Raw genomic sequence first — 26,289 nt, forward strand, 5'->3', positions numbered from 1 at the left:
GCGGGCCTCGCGCCGGTTACGACGGGGCCAAACGCAAACGGGGCTCGAAGCTGCATATGGCTGTGGATACGCTGGGCCACCTGCTGGCCCTGCATGTCACGCCAGCCAATCGGGATGATCGCGCCGAAGTCGGACGCCTCGCCGCTGCCATTCAGGAGGCCACTGACGAAAGCGTCGAACTGGCCTATGTCGATCAGGGATATACGGGCTCAAAACCAGACAAGGCGGCTCGCACGCACGGTATCGCACTCGAAGTCGTCAAATTGCCCGAAGCCAGGCGCGGTTTTGTCCTGCTGCCGCGCCGATGGGTCGTCGAGCGGTCTTTCGCATGGGCCACACGATGCCGCAGGCTCGTCAAGGACTGCGAGCGTTACGCTTCAACCCTCGCAAGTCTCCATGTCGTCGCTTTCGCATGTTTCATGCTCATAAACGCCGCTATACTCGCTCAAGGTGCATAACACCCTCTAGCAGCCTGTCGGGTTGGGCATTTTGCGGCTGATAACGCCGAGGCAGACCCGGCTTATGCTGCGTGAAGCCGAGCCATTCTTTTGCAGTTGTATGCGAGAGCGCCGAGTGTCCATTCGGTCGTAACTTTTGCAAGGCTGCGCAGACTGAATCTTCTGAACCCCATGATGCTTTTGATAATTCCAAAGACCGGTTCAACGGTCTGTTTTTGTAGTCTGTAAACATCTCCGGCTTCTGTGGTTTCCAGCCTGTCCTTCATGGCTAGCCGCCAGGGTTCGGTTATCCGGCGTGGCTCCTTGTTTTCAGGAGGTGGCCGGAAATCATATGGCCTGCGGGCGCGAGGCCGTCCGATGGCGACCAGCGGATCGATGCCTTTTTTCCGCAGGTTCCGGACTGCCTGCCCGTTGGCGTAACCGGTGTCGGCGAGCACTGTCTTTGGGAGACCGATCGTGTTTTCCATCGACAGCACCGTGCTGGTAAAGGACGGCGCGTCCGCTGACGTGGCGACAACGCCGGTTGTCACGATCAGCTGGCTGCCTTCAGCGCAGACCACAGCCTGAGCATTGTAAGCCTGCCGGAACTCATGGGCGTCCGAACGCCGCATGAGGCGGCTGTCCGGATCAGTCAGGCTGATCTGCCGGTCGGGTGGTGGTTCATCATCGGGCGGTTTCGGCGCCCGGCCACGATGCCCTGTTTTCGCATCATAAGCGGCTTTCTTCTTCTCGTAGGCCGGTCGCGCCGCCTCGGCCTGAGCCTTCGCGTCAGCTTCCAGCCGGGCGCAGGCTTCATCCAGCTTCGCTTTCAGCGTTTCCCGGCGGGCACGTTCTTCCGGCAATGCCTGCGGATCGCTGTCTGTGGCATCCGCGTGCTCCGCCTGGTCCATCAGTTTCGCGATATCCACCCCCAACTGTTCACGCAGGGCCCTGATCCGGTCGTAGCGCAGGGAGCGGTATTTCGAGGCGTCGGCATCAATCTTCGTGCCGTCGATCGACACCATACCCAGACGCAGCAGGCCCGTCTCGCGCGCCAGAAGCAGGACCTGCGCAAATGCAGCTTCAATGGCCGTCCGGTTCGTTCGGCGAAAGGCGGCAATCGTGTCGTGATCCGGATGCAGGTTCGCCGCCACGAAGCGCACCCCGGTGTCACGATATGTCGCCCGCTCGATCCGGCGTGAGGAAAATAGCCCGTTCGCATAGCTGAAGATCAGAAGGGCCAGCATCAGGCGCGGATGGTACTGTGCCTTGCCACCTGTACGTACTGGCACGGAAAACGCATTCATCGGAACCCGCTCAACGGCAGCCACAATGAAATGCGCCATATCATCAGCCGGAAGCCACGACTTCAAATCAGGAGGCAGAAGATACGGCTGAGACCGGTCAAACGGGATGAAGCTGCTCATCTCACCACCTTACAACCGCCCCCCTTCACAGGGTACCCCAACCCGACAGGCTGCTAGCGTGTTACCAGTGTATTTTTTGACATTGATATTATCTCATGATAAAAAAACGATACATATTAAGGATTTAAATTATGCGACCAACAGAATATGCCATTGCCGACAGAATATATAAGAAAATAAATAATCTAGAAAATGAGGAAGATATTGCTAATGATGCTAGAATTGCAACCGAAGGATGTTGTAAACTATTAATTTTTTTATTTGATAGAGAGAATTATGATGCAAAAACTTCTGGGAAGACGTTGAGATCGTTGTGTGATAGTTTAAAACATGACGTTTTGGGAATTAATGCGACTCATCTAAAAAAAATAAAATCATGTATAGAAAAAATAATGACTTTGGGGAATATAGGATCCCATGATGGATCTGTTATTCTTGAAAAAATTGATATTGGAGATATTATTTTTAATATTAACAGGTTAATACATCTTATATTTAACAGTAAGGAATACATAAATATTGATTTTGAGCTGCCGAATGGAATGTATAAATTAATTCATAAGCAGGACATTAACAATCAAAACTGGCGATGTGATCAGATAATAAAAATTGTCTATCCGGGCCGAAAGGTAAAAATAGAATCGTCATCTCAGAATTACCAATTTTATAATATATCTGATGCGGATGGTAGAAGTATAGGCATACTGTTCTTACATAGAAATATAAGTATGAAAAATACTATTGACGAAGTTATAGATAAATCAGATATAAATTCATTTGATAGTATACAGATACTGACTCCTTTAGAAAGAAATAAAGAAACGGGGAAGCCTATTTCTACAAGAGTAAGCTATATTACGGACTGCTTCAAGCAAAACAATAAGGTAAGACTAGAGCATGAGAAAATAAAAGGCAGTTTCATAGAGGATTATATATTTAACCTGAGCCTTGAAAGCCACAAAGAAAATATAATAAAAAACCAGAGAGAACCTTTTTTTGTTGAGCAGAAATTAGTAAAGTATTCTGACCGTCAACGAGAAATAGGGAGTATGGATTTTATAAATTCTATCATAAACAAAAAACCGGAGTATGACTCCCCAATTTATTTTATATTTGGCGAAGGGGGCATAGGAAAGACGACATTTTGTAAAGAGGCTGTAAGAAGAATAAATTCCATTGGAGAAAATGAGAAAAAAATTGGTGTCATCATATCATCTTTTGATATTCCCAATGATGCATCTGTAGTTCACCAAGTCAATACAATACAAGATTTATATAAATTAGCTAATATTAATAACAACGACTCAATATCTCAAGAAATATTTTCAATTAACGTCAGAAGTGGAAATATAATTGTTATCGTGGATGGGATGGATGAAATAATATCTAAGCTTAAAGATAAATTTTCTATAAAGAATTTTATAGAATCCGTTTATGAACTTAATGATACATATCTTAACTGTTCAGTTATAATCTGTTCGAGAAATTTAAAGTTAGATGAGCGGGAAGGCTACATACATAAATTAAGCTTGAAAGGTTTTGATAATCCCCAAATTGAAGATTATTTAAGCAAAAGGTTTGATAATGACAAGATAAAACAGAGAGCTCGGAATATAATCGGAGAAATTTACGACAAAGAATATGATTCTCGGAGAGGCCAGATAACACCTCTTGTCATAAAATTAGCATCTGATTTATCGGCTGAAGATGGATCTATCTCTTTTTCAGATGCATCAAGCGATTTTCTTATAAAAAAACATGCTATTGATAAAATTATTTATTTGATCGTAAATAGAGAGATAAAAAAGCACGACTTGAACATAGATTTTGATAAGTATTTTATCGTGCTAAAAGAAATAGTATTCTCTTCAAGTGCCTCTTCCGTTGATGAAGAAGAGCTAAATTTCATTATCGATATAGCTACCGTAGATATGGAAGACAATAAGAAAAGGTTTTTTATAAAAGCGATATATTCATCACCGTTATTGCATAAGATCGACAATTTTTTCATTATCAGATATGACTCGTTAGATTTTTGGGTTAAATCCCGGTACATGGTCAAGCGTATTAAAGAGAATAATCCAGAAACAGATGGATCTGTTTTAAATGCAATGGCTAGAGATTGTTATGCTGGAGGAGCGCTTGTAAAAGATATTAGTATCAATAGAGAATTATACGGAGACTACGAGAAGAATACTATACATTATATAAAGGCTATTTCCGAAAAAGATGACATTGTTAAAAATAGACGTAAAATACTATCTGCGTACTCATATATTTATTGCTCCAGAGAAAATTTGTTAGACAAAGAAAAAACTACTGATTTTATAATATTTCTTTATGGGGGGAAACTCATTATTGAAAATATGGCCATATACGGGGACTTTTTCCCGTTAGATTTCACAAATATTAAAGTTGTGAATGGGTATTTTAATTCCTATTCTTCTTTACATAAATGTAATTTCCCCGATCATGTCGTATTTGAAAAAAGTGTTTTTGAAAATTTTCAAGATTTTTCTTATGGCCGGGAAAGTATAAAAAGAATAATCTTCGATGATAATTGTATATTATGTGAATCGATAGGAGAGGCTATCGCGACTGCGAACAACAATGCCAATGCTAATAGAGAAAAAATAAAAAAGGATTTTGATAAGATTTTTAGAGTCGGTTTTAAGGATGGATCGTTTGTGTGGAAATCTGAGCAAGTTTATAGACAGCAATGTTCCACTCTGAAAACAAATAAATCAATAAATGATATCATGAATGTTCTTTGTAATTTTGGGATATTTTCGAAAGTCTCTAAGAGAGAGAGACGTGGTTATGGGTGGGTTGTGAGTGACGATTTTCAAAAAATTGTGGAAGACTATCTAACTCAAGGCATATTACATAATAAAATAGATGAATGTATAAATTCCATAGCTAAACCGTAAGTGGATATAAGAGCCTGTTTGAAAAATCAGTCTGATGTGATTCAAGCTCAGGATGTGGACGTCAGAGCAGAGGGGCCGGATGGCCAGGATCACCCGCAAGACGAAACGCTATCCGTCTGACATAACAGACGAGGAATGGGAGCGGATCGAGCCTTTAATGCCACGTCCCGGACGTCGTGGAAGGCCGCGCGAAATTGAGTTCCGCGAGGTTATCAACGTGGTGCGCTGTCTGGTACGTTCGGGCGTGGCTGGCGGATGCTGCCAATCCACTTCGGTCACTGGCGGACTGTTTACGGCTGGTTCCGTGAACTGGCCCGTCGCTTCCTGTTCCAGACCATCCATGACGTGGAACGTATCCACTCGGTGAAGGGCGCCTTGCTGGGGCGAACGGTAATTTCTGATCTTAAAAGCAACCCTAAAAACGTTTCTAAGAACGGAATGTTGATTTTCACTGAGAACTGGGGTCTTCCGCAAAGTGTGTGGTGATTTTTGCGCTATGAGATTGGAAGTACACGTGCCCTGAGGAGTTCGAAGCCCGCTCTCCCGAACATGGTGCGCTTTATCATTTTCAATCGACTGATCTGCCCCTCGACAGGGCTGGTTGTCCACGATGTCACAAGAGAAGCCCGAATGGCTGCGGCATCCCGTTCAAGGGCTGGAACCAGACGGGAGAGCAGCGTATCCCTTCCTTCTTTCAGTAAAAGCCTGAGGTTGTCTTCTGATTTCCTGCAGAGCAGATTTTGCATTTTCCTCACCCAGCTGGTTGTTTTTTCCAGTTGGGGTTCTGCTGCAAGAAGTTCCCCGACAAACAGGTTCTGCTGATCGGCAAGTGTTCCAGGATCCATCAATAGGAGGCGTGCCAGTTTCCGTCCGAGGGGAGGCACAGCATGGCGTCGGAAGCGCTGTTGTGGAGACGCAGCCTGTCGTATCGTCAACCATTTCCACACAATCCCATATTTCCCGGTAAAACCCTGACTGACCAGCTCCCGCCACAATGTCGTGGCGTTATGGCATCCTTCATGCCATCGCCTGTCCAGATAATCCGTATAAGGCGCGAGGATACCGGGCTTTGTCGTGGCACGCTTCCATGTCGGGGCGTGCCCCTGCCTGAACCAGCGCCGCAGGGTCTTGCGCTCGACACCAATCCTGTCAGCTATGACCTGAAGGCCATGCCCTTCGGCTTTCAGGGCAAGGGCATCATTGAATCGGGTTTCACGCCTTGACTGTGCGGCCTGGCTCGCATTCCGTGTGGGCGCCTGTGCTTTTTGCAGGCATGATGGCTGGGCACGCATCCCGGTATCCGTGGAGGCTGACTGACAGAGTTTCTGCGTGGCAGATGCCATCTGTCTGTGACCTGAACGGCCGATGGTGCACCTCTGTAACAGGCATCCGCGTAGGCTCCAGCCCGGTCTCTGGCAATGATCTCAATACCGAGATTTTGCACAAGCCATGCAGCAAGGGTATCCGCCTGCCGGTCTGGCAGCAGGTTGACCACATCATTTTTTTCCAGACCGACCAGGATGGTGCCGTAATGATGCCCCCGACGCCAGGCCCAGTCATCCACACCCAGAACACGGGGAGACCGCGCAGGGGGCTTCCCTGACATTCTGGAAAGGAGCCTGCGGATCAGGGTGTCTGCGCTGACCGGGCAACGCAGGCGTTCTGCCATTCTTGCGCCTGCAGACCCACCCACTGCATGGGCCACATAATGGTGAAGGTCTGTCAGGCGCATGGTATGACGCCCATAGGGCACGGTCATATGGATGACAAACGTCCGGCGACGACAACCGGCAGTGTTGCAGTAAAGACGGAACGAGGAAACCCGGAATGTAACACGACGGCCCTGCCAGGGCAGATCCGACAATGTACGGCGATCAAGACTATGGATCCGCTGCATCCGGACATGACAGTCGGGACAGACAGCACTGCGATCACACAAACTCGCTTCAATATGCACCGTATTGTCGCTCGGCGTGACCTGATCAACAACGAGAGAGGGCGGAAGATCAAGGCACCGGAAGGATGACACGACAGAAAAACCCCAAAAGTTGCATACCTTCAGGATTTCTCAGCTTCTTTTGCGCAGTACAAGTCCTCGCACCACACACTTTGCGGAAGAACCCATATGTGGACGGCCCTGTCTTGCAAGGGGGAAAATAGTGGTGTGACCGTGTCGTTTGTACCCATATGTCCGGCCTGTTGTTGCAGTGTTCAGACTGCTGGCCAAGATGGTTTCTGCGATGGAAGTTCCATTCAGTTCAGCGGTTTTTGAAAACCACGGGCTCTTGCGGAGTGTCTTCCATTCAGATCGAACGATCCCCCCATCTCCTCTTTGCAGGACTGCGGTATCGGCTCACACGATCACATTCCGTTTCTGTGCATCGTGTTGGCCAATTTCGTCAGGAAGCGGTAGCCGCTGCCATTGCGGCGGCCTCCACCGGTTTGCGATATGTCTCGCCGCTGGTCATCAGCTTCCATGCAATGCGTGCCATCCTGTTGGCCAGGGCTACAGCAGCGAGTTTCGGCTTCTTTCTGCTCAGAAGACTGACGAGCCATGGCGTGGCGAGACGGCTCTGTTCGTTCTGCCTTACATGCCGAAGCACGGTGGTCGCTCCGACAACCAGCGTACTTCTCAGGCGGCTGTCTCCAGCCCTGGTGATCCCGCCATGCCTGACCTTGCCGCCTGATGAATGATCACGAGGGGTGAGGCCTATCCACGCCGCGAAATTCCGGCCTGAGCAGAATAGATACGGATCCGGGGCCTTCATGAGCAGCAGAGCCGCTCCCAGAGGACCGATGCCCGGAATTCCGGATAGCCTGCGGCTCACCTCCTGACTTCGATGCCATGTGGCCAGTTTTTCATCGAGCTCCCTGATGTGCTTCATCAGGGCTTCATACTCTTCCGCCATCTGCGCAAACAGATCACGTGCGAGAGGTGGCAGCGTTTCTTCAGACGCAATCTGCTGAAGGAATGGTTCCACACGGGAGAGACCCGCAGGGGCGGTCAATCCGAATTCTGCGGCGTATCCCCGAATGGAATTGGCCAGCTGGGTACGTCTGCCAATGAGCCGCTCCCGCATGCCGACAAGCATGAGGGCCGCCTGCTGCTTAACTGTCTTGACGGGCACAAAACGCATGGTCGGACGGCTCATCGCCTCACAGAGGGCCTCGGCATCTGCCGCATCATTCTTGCTGCGCCTGACGTACGGTTTGACAAGCTGTGGCGCCATCAGCCTCACTTCGTGGCCAAGCGCACCAAGGGTTCTGGCCCAGTGATGGGAAGCCCCACAAGCTTCAATGCCAATCACTGTCGGCGGAAGTTTCTCGAAAAACCGGATCATCTGATGTCGGCTCAGTTTCCGGCTTGGCGCAACCCGCTCTTCGGCATCCACGCCGTGGAGCTGAAACACTTTTTTCGAGGTATCCATGCCGATACGGACCAACTGACGCATGATGGTTTCCTTCACTGACATTCAACTCCTCAGCATCCTCTCAGGACCACAGGGAGCCGTCCACACCATCAGTTCTCAGTGAAAATCAACAGTAGGAACCTTGCGGGGACCGTCCGCCGATCCTTGTTGCCCCACGAATCGTGTCGTTAATGGGCGCAAGGGTGTCAGTTCGATCGTATCAAATGAAGCCGCGTGAATTCTGGCGAGGAGAGTGGGAACGACGTTCCTGTTTTCTAATTGAAGCGCTGGTGGTTGCCGTGTTATATAAAAATATAACTTTTTGAGGTAGCCATGCACACCACTAATCTCCGTAAAGTCGGTGGCTCCGTCATGCTGGCTGTTCCGCCAGCGATTCTGGATGTGCTGCATCTCACAGCAGGTGCAAAAGTCGGTATCTCGGTTGATAACGGTCGGCTTGTGATCGAGCCTGCGGCTCCACCACGCTATACGCTCGAAGAGCTTCTTGCCCAATGTGATGAAACTGCTGAAATCAGTGCTGAGGATCGGGCGTGGATTGATGCCGAACCGGTCGGGAACGAGATCATCTGATGGAGCGGGGGGATATCTACCTCGTCTCACTCGATCCCACGTCAGGTCATGAGCAGCAGGGAACACGGCCGGTAATGGTTGTGTCTCCCGCCGCGTTCAATCGGCTGACGAAAACCCCGATTGTGTTGCCGATTACTAGCGGAGGCAATTTTGCACGTACCGCTGGGTTTGCCGTGTCGCTTGTGGGGGCAGGGACCAAAATAACGGGAGTGGTTCGCTGTGATCAGCCTCGTGCTCTTGATATTGGGTCGCGGAGTGGTCGGAAACTGGAGAGTGTTCCGACACACATCATTGATGAAGTGCTGGCTAAGCTATCCGCGATTTTGGAATAACGGCTGGGGAATCTGTCTAATCGATTGATATTAAATACTAAATTTGCGAGCATAATTTATGTGGAAATCGGTGTGTGCGTGCCCCCGCAACCAAGCATTATCCAATATCATCAGCATGTTAAGCCGTCCGGAAGGGCGGCTTTCTGCGTTTTGGATATACGCGCAGGATGCACAATAGGACTGAAATCGGGGATCTTCACGATGGCGTGAGATTTATCGGCGGCCTTATTGATCAGTGGAAATTACGCGATGTGACGACGATACGCTCGCCGGCGGAAGCGCTGGCATGGGGCTCTCCGTCGAGGAGCGACTACCGACGTCCGCGAGCAGCCCGGAAAGGTCGGTGATCTCTTTTGCTACCAGATGCACGACAGATAGCCACAAACAGAACAACCAGTCATGGTTTCCTGCGCCTGAAATCAGGCAGCGCTGAAGGAAATCGTTGGAAAAAGTGGTGACGCCTGTCGCCAGACGGCAGGCGGTCGACCATATTCGCGGTGTCCTGGCCCTGAGCGAACGCCGTGCCTGTGCGCTTGTCGGTCTTGCCCGCTATATTTCGATCAGGGCCGGACGATGTCGTCCTGCGCCAGCGTCTGCGGGAACTGGCGGGCCAGCGGCGCCGCTTTGGATACCGTCGCCTGAGCTATCTTCTGGTGCGGTAAGGCCTCACACCCAATCACAAGAAGCTGTTCCGCCTTTATCAAGAGGAGGGGCTGAAAGGCCGTCATCGGGGAGGCCGAAAGCGAGCATTGGGGACGCGTTCTCCCATGACCGTCCCCCAGGAACCTGGGCAGCGCTGGAGCCTGGATTTTGTGTCCGACGTCCTGATCTGTGGCCGCCGGTTCCGCATTCTGGCTGTTATCGACGATTTCAGCCGGAAGAACCTGGCATTGGTTGCCGACACATCGCTGTCAGGCGGACGTGTGACGCGGGAACTGACAACTCTGGTGGAGCGATATGGCAAACCCCTCATGATTGTCAGCGACAACGGGACGGAAGTCACATCCCATGCCATTGTGAAATGGGCCGACGGGATGCAGATCGAATGGCATTATATCGCCCCGGGGAAGCCGCAGCAGAACGGGTTTGTCAAAAGCTTCAATGGCCGGCTCAGGGATGAATGTCTCAACGAAACGCTGTTCACGTCCCTGACGCATGCCCGCCAGATTCTGGCTGACGGGCGGGAAGACGATAATACGGTACGCCCGCATTCCCAACTGAATGGCAGGACACCGGATCAGGTCGCCAGACAAGGGTCTCGGGGGCATGCCCCCGAGACCCTTGCTATTCCATCAACTCCAAGCCATGAAAACATGAAAAACGGAAACTCTCCTTTTGAGTGGATACAAAAAAGGGGGGCACGTCACTGCTGGCGTGCGACAAAAAGTGTTTCGACGGCAGCGTTGTCAAAACAGTTTCCCTTTCCGGACATTGAAACCAGCAGCCCATGGGCCAGCAGCTTTTTCTGGACATCATGGGAGCCATACTGGCTGCCACGATCGGAGTGGAAAATGCAGATGCACCGCCATATCCAGGGCACGGATGGCCAGATCCTTTTTCATCCGGTCGCTCGTGGCCCACCCGATCACACGACGGCTGAACAGATCGATGACGACAGCGAGGTAGAGCCAGCCCTCGGCAGTCCAGACATAACTGATATCTCCCGCCCATTTCCGGTTGGGGCCATCGGCAAGGAAATCACCGTCCAGAAGGTTGGTCGCAATATCAGACTGGTGGTGGCTGTCGGTCGTCACCTTGTGGCGACGGGTGCGCACGGGCCGGATCCCGTTGTCCTTCATGACGCGGCCAACGCGACGTTCCCCGACATCAAGCCCGGCTTCCCTGAGTTCCATGGTCATGCGAGGCCATCTGCAGGAACGGTTGCTCAGGGCAAAATGCTCACGGATATGCGTCAGTACCTTCAGATCGGTACGTTGGCGCTGGCAAGGCCGGTCGGGATGTCCAGGCCCGGTATCCCCGTGCCGAGACCCGCACAACCTGGCACAGCCTCCCGATTGGCCATTCATGCCGATGTCCGTGGATGAAAGCGAACCTCATGGTTTTTGGCTCGCGAAGAACTGGGTAGCTTTTTTTAGGATTTCCCTCTCCTCCCGTAAAATCCGGTTCTCCAGGCGAAGACGTTCATTCTCGCGGGCCAGATCAGCCTGAGGCCCTGATGCCGGCTTGCCCGGACGATAATCTGCTATCCATTTCGCCAGGGTGGATTTGCCAATACCCAGATCGGCCGCAACACGCGTTCGTGACAGTCCGCTGCTTAACGCGATCCTTATGGCCTCGCGCTTGAAATCTTCCGTATGCTTTATGGTCTCGTCGGTCTCCTGATACGAGCTTAAAACGCTCAAAGGGTCGGCACAAAACCGTCACAAGTCCATGTGCCGACGGGTCACCGGTCCTGAATGGGGGGCATCACATGTTCGGGCAGGGGGCAGATATAGGGCTCCTGTTCCAGCTGGTCTGCATGGTATGTCCTGACGCGTTCCAGCAGGGCCGGGTCCATCAGTACGTCACGTGCGGTCGCGGCCATGGCCTTGGCCACATGGATCATGCCCTTGTGGGCGATACCGCTCTTGCCCTGTGCCGTCATCTGCCATGAGTGGAGCTGCGTGCCGATGGCGCATGTTGCCCCCCATGCCTGCACTGTCGGCACCGCCCAGCTCACATCGCCAACATCGGTGGAACCGAAGGGCGGCGGCACGAATCCCATGGGGGATATCTGGTCACATAACGGCGTGTCATCACGCGGGGGCAGGCCCACGGCAAGATAGGCGGAACGGATATCCGCCGGTGTCAGCGTCTTCTGTATTTCACGCGCGAAATCATAATCTTCGCTGTCAAATTGTGGTGGTCCCAGGCGGACAAGGCTGGCGTACATCGTATCTTCCAGCGGGGCATTGCCCAGCAGGTTGGATACGGCGCTGACCACGCTTTCCTCCACGCGGGTTTCCGTCATCATTGCGGCACCCTGGGCTATTTTCCTGACCCGTTCCGCTAGGCTGCGCATTTCGCTCAGGTTATCCGCGCGCACCAGATAGCGTATGGTGACCTTTGACTGCACGACATTGGGCGCCTCTCCGCCTGCATCCAGATAGGCATAGTGCACGCGCGCCGTGCTTGGCATGTGTTCACGCAGGTAATTGGTGCCGATATTGAGCAGTTCCGCCGCATCCAGCGCCGAACGGCCCAGATGGGGGGCGGCGGCTGCGTGTGACGAGCGGCCGTGGAATGTGAAATCGATGCGCATGTTGGCCAGCGAGGCCGGATAGAACACGCCCGCCATGGAACCGGGATGCCATGATAGCGCGAAATCTACGTCCTTGAACACTCCCTCGCGCACCATGTAGGTCTTGGCCGCGCCGCCTTCCTCGGCCGGGCAGCCATAATAGCGCACTGTCCCGGCAATGCCGTTTTCGGCCATCCAGTTCTTCAGCGCAGTGGCTGCCAGCATGGCAGCCCCCCCAAGCAGGTTATGGCCACAGGCATGCCCGTTGCCATTGCCGGGCAACGGACGGCAGGTGGCAACGCCCGCCTCCTGGCTCAGGCCGGGCAGGGCATCGAATTCGCCAAGAAAGGCAATGACCGGGCCGCCTTCGCCTGCTTCCCCCATGACAGAGGTGGGAATGCCCGCCAGGTTACGCGTGATGCGGAAGCCGGAGCGCTCCAGCATGTCCTGCTGCGTATCGACGGATCTGTATTCATCATAGGCCAGTTCCGGGGTTTCCCAGATACGGTCGGCGAAGGTGGAAAAGTCTTTTCCCAGAGCATCGACATTGCTCCAGATCTGATCAGCGTTTTTCATTATCCGTTCCAAGAAAAAAGATGAAGTGGGCCTGCCTGCTCAGGCCAGCGTGGCGAGCAGGTCACGAAAAAGCAGGGTGCGCGGCATGAGTGACGGGATGGATATATGTTCGTGCAGCGTGTGCGCGCCAGCACCGATCGGGCCCAGGCCATCAAGGGTGGGTATGCCCATGGCTGCAGTGAAATTTCCGTCGCTTCCCCCGCCCGATGAGACATCGCGCAGTTCGATGCCATGACGTCCGGCCAGTTGCGCTGCATGGTTGAACAGGGCCGTGATGGCGGCATCCTTGCGGTAGCCCGGCCGGTTGATGCCACCAGTCAGCGCAAGCCGTGTTTTTGGATTGTGCGGCACGGCGGCGAGAATGCGGTTGACGGTAGACAGGCCGGTGGCGCTGTCGTGCATGCGCATGTCGATTTCAGCCACTGCCGTTTCGGGCACGACATTGGCCCCCGTTCCCCCCGCGATCATGCCGACATTGATGGTGATGCCCTGCGCGTAATCGGTCATGGCTTCAAGGTCGAGTATCTGCCGGGCCAGTTCCTTGATGGCGCTCTGGCCCTGGGCATGATGCGTACCGGCATGGGCGGGCACGCCCGTGACCTGCATGGTAAAGCGCGCGGTGCCCTTGCGGCCCGTCACGACTTCACCACCAGGGCGGGCAGGCTCGGTGACCAGCGCATAACGTGCGCCGCGCGCCAGTTCCTCAATAAGGGGGCGCGATGAGATACTGCCGATTTCTTCATCCGATACAAAAAGCTGCCGCACCGGCAGTGGCGTCGGCTGGCCCCTGCGTACAAGGCTGCACAGGGCTGTCAGCGCCATTACGGCGCCGCTTTTCATGTCATAGATACCGGGGCCATAAGCCAGATCCCCTTCCACCCGGAAAGGCAGCTTGTGCGTGATCGTGCCAAGCGGATGCATGGTATCGAGGTGGCTCAGGACAAGTATGCCCGGCGTAATCAGGTCATCATCGGGTGCATGGACAAGCACATGGTCGCCATGGCCGTGTGTGCCGGGGTAACGTCTGGATTGCAGGCCGCCCGCCTGTGCCGTCGCCTGCGCCCGGTCCATCATGCGGTTGACGGCAGCGGTGCAGTCGGTTGGGCTTTCTATTTCCACCCATGAACGTATTTCGTTCAGGAGTGTGTGTTCCTCGATCATGTCTGTAACCTACCTGCGGGAAGCGCACGCCGTGGTGGCAAGGGTATATCTTGTTTCTTTGTAGTAATATACAAGCGGGTACGTCATACATATGCCTTGCGGGCATATCATATATCGAGCGGTGCATTATCCACGACCTCTTTCATTACGAAAAAAGTCCGTGTCTGGCGCACTCCTGGCAATGCCAGCAGTTTTGAACCATGCAGCCTGTTGAAGTCTGTCATGTCCTTTACACGAATTTTCAGAAAGTAATCGAAATCGCCTGCAACCAGATGGCAGTCGAGAACAGCCGGTATTTCACGGATCGCCCGTTCAAACGCGGCAAAACTTTCGGGCGTGGAGCGGTCAAGCACCACGCCCACCAGCACAAGGCTGCCCAGATCAAGCAGGGCCGGGTCAAGCAGGGCGCGGATGCTGCGTATGAAACCGGCCTTGAACAGCATCTGGATACGACGGTGGCACGTAGCGGCGCTGATGTTTGCCTTCACCGCCAGGTCGGCATTGGCCATGCGGCCATCTTTTTGCAGAAAACGCAGGATCTTGCGGTCTGCCTTGTCCAGGCTGCGTTCTTCCATTGTTTCTTTCATCTGTCTGTTGCCCTGCACATGGAAACGGATACGGGTAAGGGATGGCGTGGCACGCTTCAGGCTACTGCTTCGCGCATGCCGCGGTGGTGGAAGAACCGGGCATGCGCCACAGAAAGATCAGGGACAGCGACGAGAGGCACAGCATGCCCACGACATAATAGATCCACGACAGGTTGTTGCCCGTATCGGTAATCATCATTGTAAAGATCGGCTGCGCCGTGCCGCCGAATATCGTAACACCCAGCGCATATGACAGCCCGGTGCCAAGCGTGCGTACCTTCATGGGAAACATGCCAGGCAGCAGGCAGATGCACGCGCCCGTGCTCGCTGCGTGGAATGACATGAGGAACATGATCACGATGGTAAAGACGGTGGGCGTGGGATAGGCGAGCAGAAGCATGAAGGCGGGAATAAGCAGCACGCATAGCAGGAAACGCGTCACCAGCACGATGCGGAACGGGCCGTAACGGTCTGCCAGGTACCCGCCCAGCAATGCGCCGGGAAAGCCCACCACGCCAAGTGCGATATTGATGGAAATGGAAAATGCCGCAGGAAAATGCAGGTCCTGTATGGCGAATATGGTGCCATAGAGGAAGAAATACTGCGCAATGGTATTGCCTGCGACCAGCATGATGCTCAGTGCGATGCGGCCGGGCATCTGTGTCAGAAGGTGGCTGATGACCGTTTTCATGCTGTGCAGTGTCTGGCCGGCATGCAGTGTTTCATCCACGTTGCGGCGTATCCAGAACCCGACGGGTGCAATGATGGCCCCGAACAGGAAAGGCAGCCGCCAGCCCCACCCCGCAAGCTGGGTGTTTGACAGACAGGCCCCCAGCCCGACACCGCCGAGCCCGGAGATGATCGAACCGATATTCTGTGTGGCGATCTGCCAGCTTGCCGCCAGGCCGATCCGGTCCCGGGCTGATGATTCAACCAGAAAGGCGGTCGTACTGCCCATTTCCCCACCCGCAGAAAAACCCTGTATCAGCCGCGCCAGGATCAGCAGCATCGGTGCCGCCAGCCCCAGCGTGGCATAGCCGGGCAGTATGCCAATCATCAGGCTGCCCAGCGCCATGAGCCAGATGGTCAGTGTCATGGCCTGTTTCCTGCCATAACGGTCGGCATAGGCACCCATCACCATCGCCCCGATGGGGCGCGAAAGAAAGCCGATTCCGAAAATTACGGTCGAGAGCAGCAGCATCAGATGCGGGTTGCCAGCCGGGAAATAGGCCTGCGACAGAAAGGTGGAAAAAGCGGCATACACGGTAAAATCGTAGAATTCCAAGGTATTGCCAATTGTGGCCGCGACAATGTTGTGTGCTTTTCGCGATTGGTCGTGCAAAATGTGCTCTCCCCTTGATTCCGTGCGCCCTGCCTATAGGGTAACAGCAGTCGATCCTGTAATGCACCCTGCGTTACAGGATGACCGACAGCCCCAGCGTGAAGAGCAGGATGATAACGGAAATCAGGGTTTCCGTTCCCGACCAGACAATAAAGGTCTGGGACAGGGACAGGCCCAGATATTCCTTGAGCTGCCAGAAAACCGGATCATTGACCGGACCGAAGGCAATGGACCCCGCGCCGGTAGCCAGTACCAGCAGTTCAGGCGAGACGCCGTGCATCCCGGCCATGGCCGGGGCCAGCAGGTTGGCGGCCGTGCCGGTTGCGACCGTGGCCGAACCCGTGGCCAGCCGGACAATCACGGCAGAAAGATAGGCCAGCAGCAGGGGCGAGATATGGGCCGACAGCGCCGCTGCTGTCAGGGTGCTGGAAATGCCGCTGTCAATGACCGCCTGCCCGAAACCGCCGCCCGCACCAACCAGCAGGATCACGAACCCCGTGGGGGCGAGGCAGGCATGCAGGGATTGCGCAATCTGCTGTGTCGTTATGCCATTGGGCCGACAGAGGAGTAATACGGTCACCACCAGCGAGATGATGAGGGAGATGTTCGTCTCACCCAGGAACTGCCCCAGCATATGCACGCCGCCCTGCGTTGACAGGTTTGTCAGCAGTTGCCCGCATCCGATCAGCATGAACGGCAGGAGGATGCACAGCAGGCTCCGGGCCAGTGACGGGCGGATGGGGGGCGCGGTGCGGGAGAGGAATTCGGCTTCCATCGGGCTGGTATCGATCGGGCCGATGTGGCGCATGATGAACTGCGTGAACAAAGGCCCGCTTATGATGGCCGTGGGCACCATGATCAGCAGGCCCAGCGCTATGTTTTCAAGCAGGTTGGCGTGGTAGATGCCAATGGCCTGCATGATTGCCGGATGCGGCGGCATGACCGCATGGGCAATGGACAGGCTGGCCATGAGCGGCAGGATGGCGAACAGGACCGGCCTGCGGCTTTCCTGCGCCGCGATGAAGGCAAGCGGGGCAAGAAGGATGAAGCCCACATCAAAGAATATGGGCAGCCCCACAATCATGCCGATGCCTGACATGGCCCAGTGCAGGTTACGCGCGCCGCACCGGGCCATGACGGATAGGGCCACGGTATCGGCAGCGCCCGACTGGGCAATCAGCTTGCCAAACATGGTGCCGAATGCAAGCAGGAAACCGATGCTGCCCAGCGCGTTGCCTGCCCCATGCTGGAAGGATGCGACAGCCTGCGCCGGCGTATCCCCCGCCGCGAGCAGCAGGGCAATCGCCACGCCAAACAGCACGAGCAGGGAATTGATGTTGAAGCGGGCAATCAGGACAATGATCAGCCCGATTGCCAGTATCCCGGTAATCAGAGCGTAAGTCAGTGACATGTCAGTCATCTTCCATGCTGCATGCGGCAGGAGACGCGTGGTGGTGCGCCGTTTATTTCAGATCATGCGGGTTTTCCACGATCGGCCAGATCTTGCGGCTGAGTTTGGTGTACTGCGTACGCAGCGGGTCAGACGGATAGTGGGTGCCCGCATCGACATAAAGGACTTCGGATGCAATGCCTATAAAACCGGCGTAGAAATGATTGGTTGATTTGACAACCAGTACATCCTTACTTAACGGATCAATGCCAATATTGGAAAATATGTCGGGCTCGAAACACTGGGTCCGGTTTGTATTGAGTATGATATCGTTGCGGGTTCCTGCAATACGGATGACGGCGCTGGCTCCCAGCGGCACCTGGCTTTCGCCAAAGCTCTGCCAGGCCTGCTCGACAACCTCCAGCACTTCGATATCGGCATCGATCGGATCACCACCGCCCGGGCCTGACTTGCCGCCAAAGCGCAGGTGAAGCCGCGCGCCCTTGCCTGCCGCTTCACAGAAGGAAACCGCAACCGGGTCCCAGATGGTCGCGACCGCCATGTTGTCGATACCGGCCCCGAGCAGGTCAGCAACCAGCAGGGTGCCATCTCCCGCAACGCCCCCGCCGGGGTTGTCCCATATGTCGGCCAGGACAATGGGGGCGGTTATGGCAGGATCGGCAATGGCGGCCTGCGCGCGGGCTATGGCCTGTGCGGGTTGCAGCGTGTGCATGCGCGTGCTGCCCCTGAAGCCGAAGACCGCCATGCCCAGTTCATGCGCCAGATGCTGGCCCCGGCTGGCGTCATGATCCGTCACCACGACAACCTGGGTGCCCAGGTCCGCCACGTTGCCAGCCAGGAAACCGTGGATGAGCGAGACGGACAGAACGCCGTCATGGCCCTGCATGGCGCGGATGCGGTCAACAAAGCCACGCAGGGGCTGCTGGCTGGTGGGCAGCACGTCGATCATGCGGCAGTCAAAGGTTGAAATGACCGGCCTGATCTCATGCCGCACTGCGCGCAGCACGAGGTCAACCAGTTGCTCGGCCCGCACCATGAAGTCCGTATGGGGGAATTCAAGGAAGGCGTTCATGACATTCAGGCAGCTTACCCGCAGCGGAGTCAGGTGGCTGTGCGGGTCAAACGTGGCGCCAATCACGACATCCGGGCCAACGCAGGCGCGGATGTGAGAAAGCAGGTCGCCTTCGCAGTCATCATAGCCCTGCGCCACCATGGCGCCATGCAGGCCCATGACAACGGCATCCACCGGCATGGCGGCCCTGAGCTGATCGAGTATTTCGTTTCGCAGCCCCTCATAGGTCTGCCGTTTTACTAGGCCGCCCGGTTCGGCCCATGTGCAGGTGCCTTCAACCAGTTCGAAACCCTCCGCCTGCTGGCGCGCCCGCAGGGCCGGCACGACAGCGGAACACAGGGTCGGTGTGGGCGGGTGTACCCCCGGAGGGGCGTAGAATGCGCTCTTGAAGGCATTGAGATCGGTCGGCACCGGGGAAAAGGTATTTGTCTCAGTTGCAAGCGAGGCAACAAATACGCGCACGTTGGTTCTCCTACGGTCATCAGGACCATCAAGAGGGCAGGCGGGAAAGGGGATCAGCCTACGGGCTTGTAGGCAATCGCCTCGATTTCGACCATGATGCCGGCAGCCATCAGGCCGGCTTCGACAGTGGTGCGCGCAGGCGGCTCAACAGGGAAATAGGTGGCATAAACCTTGTTGAAGGCACCGAAATCACTGGCGCTGGTCAGGATGGCGAAGGTCTTGATCACATCACTCATGGCGCAGCCCGCGGTTTCCAGCACGGCGGCGACATGGTCCAGAACGGCTGCGGTCTGGGCCTCTATGCCCCCTTCCACCACCTTGCCGTCCACGACCGGCACCTGTCCTGATACATAGACGTAATCACCCGCGCGGACCGCCATCGACAGGGGAACGGCGGCCTTGCCAAAAACTTTTTTCATCATGATTTCCGTATTGTTTCGATTATGGTATGTTCGTGGGTCAGCTGACGCCGCCACGGGCCGCGACCGGCAGGCGGTCGACAACCTTGCCGTTCGAGACCAGATAGACATGGTCGAACATGTTCGTGACCACGCAGGCATGGTTGGGGATGATACGGACCTTTTCCCCTATGCCGGGCAGGGTGGCGTCCACGCCTGCGGTGATCGTGCCGTGTTCCTCGCTCAGTGCGGTAATGCGGCTTTCCTCATGGTCGATGATGTGGCCGTAGCCATCCTGCCCCAGCAGGTCGCTGGTCAGGGTCTTGGTGCCGGCATCGATAATGGCGCGTGTTTCCGTCGGGCGGCTGATCACGGTGGCCAGTACCGTCAGCGCACAGTCATCGACCGTGGCGGCACCCACCGCAACCTGGGAGCGGTCCATGTAGACATACGTGCCGGGACGGTATTCGGACATGTTCTGCATGTCGCCCGCCGTCCACAGGTCCGGCGTGCCGCCCACGGTAATGGCGGGAACGGACAGGCCCGCAGCTTCAAAGACGGCCCTGGCGTGGCCCAGCCACTGATCGGACTGTGCCTGCCTGCCTGCGGCGGGGTAGGTCATCAGGCCTGCAAACTGCAGGTTGGGCGCGGACATGATGCGGCGCGCGATGGTCAGTGCCTCTTCAGCGGTCTGGACGCCACAGCGGCCACCACCGGTATCACATTCCACAAAAACCCGGAGCGGCGCGATATCCGCCCCGGCCGTAGCCCGGTCATAACCTTCCACCACAGGTATGTTGTCCGCCACGACAGACAGCGCGACCTGACGGGCAAGATTGACCATGCGGCCCAGCTTGTGCGCGCCGATGATGTTGTAGGTCAGCAGGATGTCAGCAAGGCCCGCCTGCGCCATGATCTCGGCTTCGGTCAGTTTCTGGCAGGTAATGCCCACCGCCCCCGCCTTGACCTGCGCACGGGCAAAATAGGGCAGCTTGTGTGTCTTGATATGCGGGCGCAGGCTGAAGCCATGCGCATTGGCATATTGCTGGGCCTTGTTGATGTTGGAGAATGCCTTGTCGATATCAACCAGCACGGCCGGGGTATCGAGCTTATCAATGGAAATCGACATCGTCTTCCCGCGTTTCAGGCAGACGGGGTCAGGCCCATCCGCCGTTATCGATAAAGGGTTCGATGGAACATAATGCGGGGAGCGAAGTGTGTAAAATTATTATTCATTACAAAAGCGCGATAAAAAAATATTTTCATCAGGATCGGAAAAACCGTCATCCCCCCAGTTCGCACGCCAGGATCAGGCGGACAGTCTGGTAACGTAATCAGCGGGGGGCTGCAGGGCGGGATGGTGGTCGGCCAGCAGGCCGAGCAGGCTTTCGAGCCTGGGGTCGATGTCGCGCTGGACACGGGCTATGACATGCGTCGTGATGCACAGGGGCATGTTGTCGAACGGGATCGCGCGCACGGCGCCAGCGCGTGCCTGCTGGTGCACTGCAAAATGCGGCAGCAGGGAAATCCCCTGTCCTGACATGACGAAATTGCGCAGGGTGCTGATATCCTCCGTTTCCAGTATGGGTTGGAAACAGACGCCGGCATCACTTTCCATCTGCTGCAGCCTGCGGCGCAGGGCATGGTTTTCACTCAGCAGGGCGAGGGGCCTTGTGGCTAGATGCCGGGGGCGTATGCGGGTATGGTCCAGCCATTCATGCCCGGCATGGACAACAACGGATATGGGCTGGCTGGCGCATAATACGCTGCGTATGCCCTGACAGGGCACAAGATCGTAAGTCAGGCCCATATCGGCACGGCCTTCCAGCAGGGCATTGGCGATGTCAGATGCGGGCCTGCCCTGTATCTGCAGGCGGGTGCGGGGGAATTCCTGCCGGAAAAGTGGCAGGACATGCTCGATGATGTCCTCGGCCAGACCCTCTGCACAGCAGATGCGCACGATCCCGTCATGCTGGCCATGAAGGGTGCGGAAATAGTTCAGGAGCCGCTCGCTGTCTTCATGCTGGGTGCGGGCGAAATCCGCCAGCGCGCGGCCAGCGGTGGTGGGAATGACCCCGCGTGGCTTGCGTTCGAGCAGCTTGAGGCCGCAGCGGTATTCCAGATCCCCGATCTGCCGGCTGATGGCGGATGCGGCGATATTGAGCCGCTCGGCTGCGCCGCGAATGGAACCCTCGGCAATGACAGTCAGGAAATACTGGAGAATACGACCGTCAAGATCCCATGATGTGACAGATATGTTTGAACGTCTGGATCGATCTGACATCGTCTTCATCTTTCCGCTGTGAAGCTGGACTGGCGAACCCCATTGATCAGTGACGGGATATGCAGGCGGACGTGGTGCCAATCGTATGGGGTGCGGGCCTCTGTCGTTCTGGCATGGTGTGTCGGTATCGGATGGGCGAAATACAATGGCGGCGGGCGGTAACGTGTCCCTGAAGGCATGGGCCCGGATGCCAGCGATACGGCATCCGGGCGCTGCGGCCTTCAGCCGTTGCGGAAGGTGTAGCTATAACCGTTCAGTGCGGGCGCGCCACCGAGATGGGCATAGAGAATCCTGGAGCCTTTGGGGAAGAAGCCTTTCTTGACCAGATCCATCAGGCCCTGCATGGACTTGCCTTCATAGACCGGGTCCGTGATCATGGCTTCGAGGCGGGCGGAAAGGCGGATGGCTTCCACCGTTTCCTTGGAGGGAACGCCGTAAGCGGGGTAGGCGTAATCCTCGATCAGGACGATATCGTCACCGGCGATTTCCTTGCCGCCGACCAGGGCAGACGTTTTCTGCGCGATGTCGAGCACCTGCGCCTTCGTCTGGGCCGGGGTGAAGGAGGCATCGATGCCAATGACGTTGCGCGCGCGACCGTCCTCGGCAAAGCCGACAACCATGCCCGCATGGGTGGAACCGGTTACGGTGCACACTATGATGAAGTCGAACTTGAAGCCAAGTTCAGCTTCCTGCGCGCGCACTTCCTCGGCAAAGCCGACATAGCCAAGGCCGCCATATTTATGGACCGAAGCACCAGCGGGAATGGCGTAGGGCTTGCCACCCTTTGACTTCACATCGTCCAGCGCCTTGAGCCAGCTGTCACGTATGCCGATGTCGAACCCTTCATCAACCAGCTGGGCTTCGGCGCCCATGATGCGGGTCATCAGGATGTTGCCGACACGGTCATAGACCGCATCTTCATGCGGCACCCAGCTTTCCTGGATCACATGGCACTTCATGCCGATCTTGGCGGCCACGGCGGCGACCAGGCGGGTATGGTTGGACTGCACGCCACCAATGGAGACCAGCGTGTCGGCGCCGCTTTCGATGGCGTCGGGCACGATGTATTCAAGCTTGCGGAGCTTGTTGCCACCAGCGGCCAGGCCAGAATTGCAGTCTTCGCGCTTGGCGTAGATTTCCACATCGCCGCCCAGGTATTCGCTCATGCGCGAGAGCTTTTCGATATGGGTGGGGCCGAATGTCAGCGGGTAGCGCTTGAATTTGGAAAGCATGGGAAAATGTCCATTCCTGCTTGGTGATTGCAGATCGATCATGCCACAACCGATATGAAATGTAATTTCTATTTAATGAATAAAATGATATAAAAAACCGTCAAAAAGAAAATTATAGAATGCTAATATCATTACATCGAAATTTATGAAACATTATTTCATGACCGTTTTTGGGTTCCGCAGGGCGTCCTGATTGCCAGATCAAAGGGCGTTATACGGGGGTGCCTTGTCATACTGGCAGGGCGGTCGTGTACTTGATCTGTGACAGTGCGAAGCTCGAACGCAGGTTGGATACGTTGGGCAGCGTGGTCAGGAACCCAATCATGAAATCACGGAACTCCCTGATGTCATGCACGACGATACGCAGCATGTAATCGGATTCCCCGGTCATGAGATAACATTCCATGATTTCGGAACGCTGGCTGATCTGTGTCTCGAATTCCTTGAGCGAGGCCTGATCCTGCCGCTGGAGCGAGAGATGGACGAATACACTCACACTCAGCCCCAGCCGGTCGGGGTCAAGCAGGGTGACCGTGCGCGTGATCACGCCTGAACCGCGCAGTTCCGATACCCGCCGCCAGCAGGGGGAAGGGGAAATGCCAACCCGTTCCGCCAGTTCCTGGTTGGTCAGGCTGGCATTTTTCTGCAGTTCACGCAGGATCTGGCGGCTGGTTCCATCCAGATCGAAACGATTTTCAGCCATTTTTTCCTCTTTTTTTCATAAAATGGAAAACTATTTTCTATAAAGACTTTCCAAGGGATAAAAATAGGCAATTTTATCCGCAATGACCAATATATATTCCCCGCATTCTTCACAGGACATGGTGCGACTGCGCGATGCTGGGTTCCTCCACAAATAAAAAGCCGGTCTTTTCCCCGGCCGCCCGGACCGGGGCGGCGCTTGGTGTCATGGCGCTGCTGTGGGGGTTGAGCTGGCCCGCCATGAAAACATGCGTCACACTTGCGCCGCCGCTATGGCTGGCGGTCCTGCGTTTTGCGCTGGGTGGCGCCACGCTGTTCATCGTCCTGCTGTTGCGGGGCAGGATTACCCTGCCACGGCGCAGTGACCTGCCCATCGTGTTCAGCGTTGGCGGGTTGCAGATGATGGCGTTCACGGCGCTGGGGCTTGTGGCCATGCAGCATACGGATGCGGGGCGGGCGGCACTGCTGGCCTATACCACGCCGCTGTGGGGCACGTTGCTGGCGTGGCTGTTCATGGGGCAGCGCCCAGGTCTGAGGCGGGTGATGGCGCTGTGCGTCGGTCTGGGCGGTATCGTGCTGATCTGTTCGCCCATCGGCATGGACTGGACCCGGCCGGGTGCGCTGCAGGCCAATCTCATGCTGCTTGTCGCGGCCATGTGCTGGTCAGTCGTGATCGTGCATGTGCGCCATCACAAATGGACGTCTTCCCCGCTCGCGCTGGCCCCGTGGCAGATGCTGCTGGCCACCATTGTGCTGGGCGCGCTGGCATGGGCGAAGGAAGGCCCGCCGTCGCATATTGTCTGGTCCGGTGAACTGGCGGGGCTGCTGCTGTTCATCGGCCCGCTGGCGACATCGGTGTGTTTTGTCATCTCATGCGAATTCGGCCGCCGGGTCTCTACCTTTTCCATGTCCAGCATCACGCTTGCGGTGCCGGTCATCGGGCTGCTCGCGTCCATGGTTTTCCTGCATGAAGCCATGACCCCGGTGCTGGGCATCGGGCTGGTTTTCATCATTGCCGGTGGCGTGCTTTCGGCATGGGCGGCACGGGCAGTTCCTGGCCCGGCGCGTGAAGGCGCGCGGGCCCGGGCAGGAGGAGAGCGCCCGCTGGGACTGACGCCGAACATGCTTGGACCGGAACTGTAGGAAAACGCTCCCTGAAACACCCATGCCGCCCGGCAGGACCGGGCGGCATGGTGGAAGGCCCCGGACGGGAGAGGCCGGTCAGGTAAACGGATCTTCCACATGGGGCCACATGGGAATGGTCCGCCGGGGCAGGGAGAGTCCGTTCATGTCGGGCATGACGCAACCCGGTACCGCCACGAATATGATACGCTCGGCAATGGCGGCAAACGCATTGTAGAAATGCTGGGCGGACTTGACCACCAAGGCTGCCTTGTCCAGCGAGATGCCGCAATTGGTAAAGGCATCGGGGGCAAAGGTCTGCTGCCGGCTGGATGTCACGACAATATCGATCCCCGCCGTGTGCAGCCACACGCTGTCACCCAGGGTGGCCTGGCCGTTACTCAGGCCCGTCTGGAACAGGGGGCGGATGCAGCGGCGCACGGTCACGCGCATATCGATCGGGTCGCCCGATGTCACGCCGCACTTGCCACCTAGCCGCAGGTCGAAGGTTGCACCTTCCCCTGCCTCGATGCACAGGGCCACGGCGGCAGGGTCCCATATGCAGCCGACGGCCACGTTATCCACCCCTGCATCGAGCACGGCGCGCAGGATGATCGTGTTGTCCGATGGCGCGCCGCCGCCCGCGTTGTCGGATACATCGGCGATTACGATCGGCCTGCCGCTGTCATTGTCGCGGATCATGCCGATCGCATCGGGCAGGGGCACGTAGGATGCGACCGTGCTGTCGCGCATGTCCCATATCTCGCGGCCCAGCCTGCGGGCCAGTGCCTGCGCTGCGGTTTCATCCCCATCGGCAATGACCATCATCTTGGCGCCGACATCGGGAATATCCGCCCAGGGGAAGCCATGGGCGAACGAGACCGACAGGATGCCGTCATGGCCTTCATAGGTCTGCATCCGGTCCACGAAGGAACGCACGGGTTCGTACGGGGTGCGCCATATGGCCAGCATGCGGCAGTCATGATAGGCGATGACCGGATGGATCTCGCCGCGCGCGGTGCGGGTGGCCAGATCATAAAGCTCCTGCGCCCGCTCCACTATGTCATCATGTGGGTATTCCTTGTAGGTGATGATCAGGCTGGCATTTTCCCGCATGGTTTCCGTCAGGTGGCAATGCAGGTCCAGTTCCGCGCCGATCACGGTGCCCGGGCCGGTCATGGCGCGGATACGGGCAAGCAGGTCGCCCTCGCAGTCATCATAATCCACCGCGATCATGGCGCCGTGCATGGAAAGCAGGACCACATCGACCGGCATGGCACGCCGCAGGTCATCAAGGATCATGTCGCGCAGTTCTTCATACACGGCCTTGAGCGTAAGCCCGGCCGGCTGGGCAAAGGCGCATAGGCTCTCCACCACCTCATGCCCGTCAGCCTGCGCCCGCGCGCGCCATGTGCGCAGCGGTAGCGTGGCGGCGGTCGTGGCCTGAAGGCTGCCATCCGTGCGGAACCAGTCGCGTGCGCCCATGAAGGCGGCGCGCCCGGTCGGAATGGGCGAGAAGGTGTTGGTTTCGGTTCCAAGCGTCGCAATGAAATATTTCATGAAGCGTGTATC

21 protein-coding genes and 3 pseudogenes are annotated in these 26,289 nt (G+C 56.0%); 7 read left to right on the forward strand and 17 right to left on the reverse strand.

Translation table 11 applies throughout. The features are described from left to right. Positions 1 to 458, forward strand: a 458-nt coding sequence (locus tag HNW77_RS11865; protein ID WP_172157871.1) for a transposase, incomplete at its 5' end; no start/stop codon positions are given. 62 nt (positions 459 to 520) lie between these two features. Here the strand turns inward: HNW77_RS11865 and HNW77_RS11870 are convergent. Next, positions 521 to 1,864 carry an IS1182 family transposase gene (locus HNW77_RS11870; protein WP_172157873.1) on the reverse strand — a complete coding sequence of 448 codons (1,344 nt, stop codon included), beginning with the start codon at positions 1,862 to 1,864 and terminating at the stop codon, positions 521 to 523. A gap of 131 nt (positions 1,865 to 1,995) precedes the next feature. Between HNW77_RS11870 and HNW77_RS11875 the strand changes: the two genes are divergently transcribed. Both HNW77_RS11875 and HNW77_RS11880 read left to right on the forward strand, forming a co-directional pair. Then, on the forward strand, positions 1,996 to 4,794 hold the full coding sequence (locus tag HNW77_RS11875; RefSeq protein ID WP_172157874.1) for an NACHT domain-containing protein: 2,799 nt from the start codon (positions 1,996 to 1,998) through the stop codon (positions 4,792 to 4,794). A gap of 52 nt (positions 4,795 to 4,846) precedes the next feature. Further along, positions 4,847 to 5,145 (forward strand): annotated as a pseudogene (locus HNW77_RS11880) (transposase); the annotation flags it as partial. A gap of 143 nt (positions 5,146 to 5,288) precedes the next feature. Here the strand turns inward: HNW77_RS11880 and HNW77_RS17770 are convergent. The 3 genes from HNW77_RS17770 to HNW77_RS11890 all read right to left on the reverse strand — a co-directional run bounded on the left by HNW77_RS17770 (position 5,289) and on the right by HNW77_RS11890 (position 8,246). Continuing rightward, entirely contained in the window at positions 5,289 to 6,086 is a 798-nt protein-coding gene (locus HNW77_RS17770; RefSeq protein WP_408886828.1) for a transposase, read from the reverse strand. Further along, positions 5,978 to 6,691: a transposase gene (locus HNW77_RS18075; RefSeq protein ID WP_408886827.1), complete on the reverse strand. Its 714-nt coding sequence runs from the start codon at positions 6,689 to 6,691 to the stop codon at positions 5,978 to 5,980. Before HNW77_RS18075 ends, HNW77_RS17770 begins: the two co-directional genes overlap by 109 nt. Before the next feature lie 502 nt (positions 6,692 to 7,193). Then, positions 7,194 to 8,246: an IS110 family RNA-guided transposase gene (locus HNW77_RS11890; RefSeq protein ID WP_172157921.1), complete on the reverse strand. Its 1,053-nt coding sequence runs from the start codon at positions 8,244 to 8,246 to the stop codon at positions 7,194 to 7,196. A 291-nt stretch (positions 8,247 to 8,537) separates the two neighbouring features. Here HNW77_RS11890 and HNW77_RS11895 point away from each other — a divergent pair, with 291 nt between their 5' ends. The 3 genes and pseudogenes from HNW77_RS11895 to HNW77_RS17785 all read left to right on the forward strand — a co-directional run. After that, positions 8,538 to 8,795: an AbrB/MazE/SpoVT family DNA-binding domain-containing protein gene (locus HNW77_RS11895; protein WP_172157876.1), complete on the forward strand. Its 258-nt coding sequence runs from the start codon at positions 8,538 to 8,540 to the stop codon at positions 8,793 to 8,795. Continuing rightward, complete coding sequence (locus tag HNW77_RS11900) at positions 8,795 to 9,127, forward strand: type II toxin-antitoxin system PemK/MazF family toxin (RefSeq protein WP_172157878.1); 333 nt, start codon at positions 8,795 to 8,797, stop codon at positions 9,125 to 9,127. Before HNW77_RS11895 ends, HNW77_RS11900 begins: the two co-directional genes overlap by 1 nt. Positions 9,128 to 9,572: 445 nt before the next feature. After that, positions 9,573 to 10,395: pseudogene (locus tag HNW77_RS17785) on the forward strand (IS3 family transposase); the annotation flags it as partial. 113 nt (positions 10,396 to 10,508) lie between these two features. Here HNW77_RS17785 and HNW77_RS17790 read toward each other — a convergent pair. The 12 genes and pseudogenes from HNW77_RS17790 to HNW77_RS11965 all read right to left on the reverse strand — a co-directional run. Beyond that, a pseudogene (locus tag HNW77_RS17790) lies at positions 10,509 to 11,451 on the reverse strand (IS3 family transposase); the annotation flags it as partial. A gap of 80 nt (positions 11,452 to 11,531) precedes the next feature. Further along, complete coding sequence (locus HNW77_RS11915; protein ID WP_172157879.1) at positions 11,532 to 12,944, reverse strand: M20 family metallopeptidase; 1,413 nt, start codon at positions 12,942 to 12,944, stop codon at positions 11,532 to 11,534. A gap of 39 nt (positions 12,945 to 12,983) precedes the next feature. After that, positions 12,984 to 14,105, reverse strand: coding sequence for a M20 family metallopeptidase (locus HNW77_RS11920; protein ID WP_172157881.1), 1,122 nt, complete (start codon positions 14,103 to 14,105; stop codon positions 12,984 to 12,986). Positions 14,106 to 14,212: 107 nt separating this feature from the next. Continuing rightward, a complete protein-coding gene (locus tag HNW77_RS11925) occupies positions 14,213 to 14,692 on the reverse strand; it encodes an Lrp/AsnC family transcriptional regulator (protein WP_172157883.1) in 480 nt (159 codons plus the stop codon). A 61-nt stretch (positions 14,693 to 14,753) separates the two neighbouring features. After that, on the reverse strand, positions 14,754 to 16,034 hold the full coding sequence (locus tag HNW77_RS11930) for an MFS transporter (RefSeq protein ID WP_275942153.1): 1,281 nt from the start codon (positions 16,032 to 16,034) through the stop codon (positions 14,754 to 14,756). Between the two features lie 73 nt (positions 16,035 to 16,107). Beyond that, entirely contained in the window at positions 16,108 to 17,445 is a 1,338-nt protein-coding gene (locus HNW77_RS11935; protein ID WP_241694441.1) for a GntT/GntP/DsdX family permease, read from the reverse strand. Positions 17,446 to 17,497: 52 nt separating this feature from the next. Beyond that, positions 17,498 to 18,979, reverse strand: a complete 1,482-nt coding sequence (locus HNW77_RS11940) for a M81 family metallopeptidase (RefSeq protein ID WP_172157889.1) — start codon at positions 18,977 to 18,979, stop codon at positions 17,498 to 17,500. Between the two features lie 53 nt (positions 18,980 to 19,032). Further along, positions 19,033 to 19,401, reverse strand: a complete 369-nt coding sequence (locus HNW77_RS11945; protein ID WP_187353248.1) for a RidA family protein — start codon at positions 19,399 to 19,401, stop codon at positions 19,033 to 19,035. 37 nt (positions 19,402 to 19,438) lie between these two features. After that, complete coding sequence (locus HNW77_RS11950; protein ID WP_172157891.1) at positions 19,439 to 20,506, reverse strand: D-TA family PLP-dependent enzyme; 1,068 nt, start codon at positions 20,504 to 20,506, stop codon at positions 19,439 to 19,441. Between the two features lie 180 nt (positions 20,507 to 20,686). After that, positions 20,687 to 21,661 (reverse strand): LysR family transcriptional regulator, encoded by a 975-nt coding sequence (locus tag HNW77_RS11955; RefSeq protein WP_172157893.1) that lies wholly within the window; start codon positions 21,659 to 21,661, stop codon positions 20,687 to 20,689. Positions 21,662 to 21,882: 221 nt separating this feature from the next. Beyond that, positions 21,883 to 22,893, reverse strand: a complete 1,011-nt coding sequence (locus HNW77_RS11960; RefSeq protein ID WP_172157894.1) for a 1-aminocyclopropane-1-carboxylate deaminase — start codon at positions 22,891 to 22,893, stop codon at positions 21,883 to 21,885. A gap of 229 nt (positions 22,894 to 23,122) precedes the next feature. Beyond that, positions 23,123 to 23,596, reverse strand: coding sequence for an Lrp/AsnC family transcriptional regulator (locus tag HNW77_RS11965; protein WP_172157896.1), 474 nt, complete (start codon positions 23,594 to 23,596; stop codon positions 23,123 to 23,125). Between the two features lie 134 nt (positions 23,597 to 23,730). On the opposite strand from HNW77_RS11965, the gene HNW77_RS11970 reads away from it, so the two are divergent. Continuing rightward, positions 23,731 to 24,738, forward strand: a complete 1,008-nt coding sequence (locus tag HNW77_RS11970; protein WP_241694442.1) for a DMT family transporter — start codon at positions 23,731 to 23,733, stop codon at positions 24,736 to 24,738. 78 nt (positions 24,739 to 24,816) lie between these two features. Here HNW77_RS11970 and HNW77_RS11975 read toward each other — a convergent pair whose 3' ends face one another. Then, the gene (locus tag HNW77_RS11975; protein WP_172157898.1) at positions 24,817 to 26,277 is read right to left on the reverse strand and encodes a M81 family metallopeptidase; all 1,461 of its coding nucleotides are present in this window, start codon (positions 26,275 to 26,277) and stop codon (positions 24,817 to 24,819) included. Between the last annotated feature and the right edge of the window lie 12 nt (positions 26,278 to 26,289).

It is taken from the genome of Komagataeibacter melomenusus, assembly GCF_013155395.1.
GTDB classification, from domain to species: domain Bacteria; phylum Pseudomonadota; class Alphaproteobacteria; order Acetobacterales; family Acetobacteraceae; genus Komagataeibacter; species Komagataeibacter melomenusus.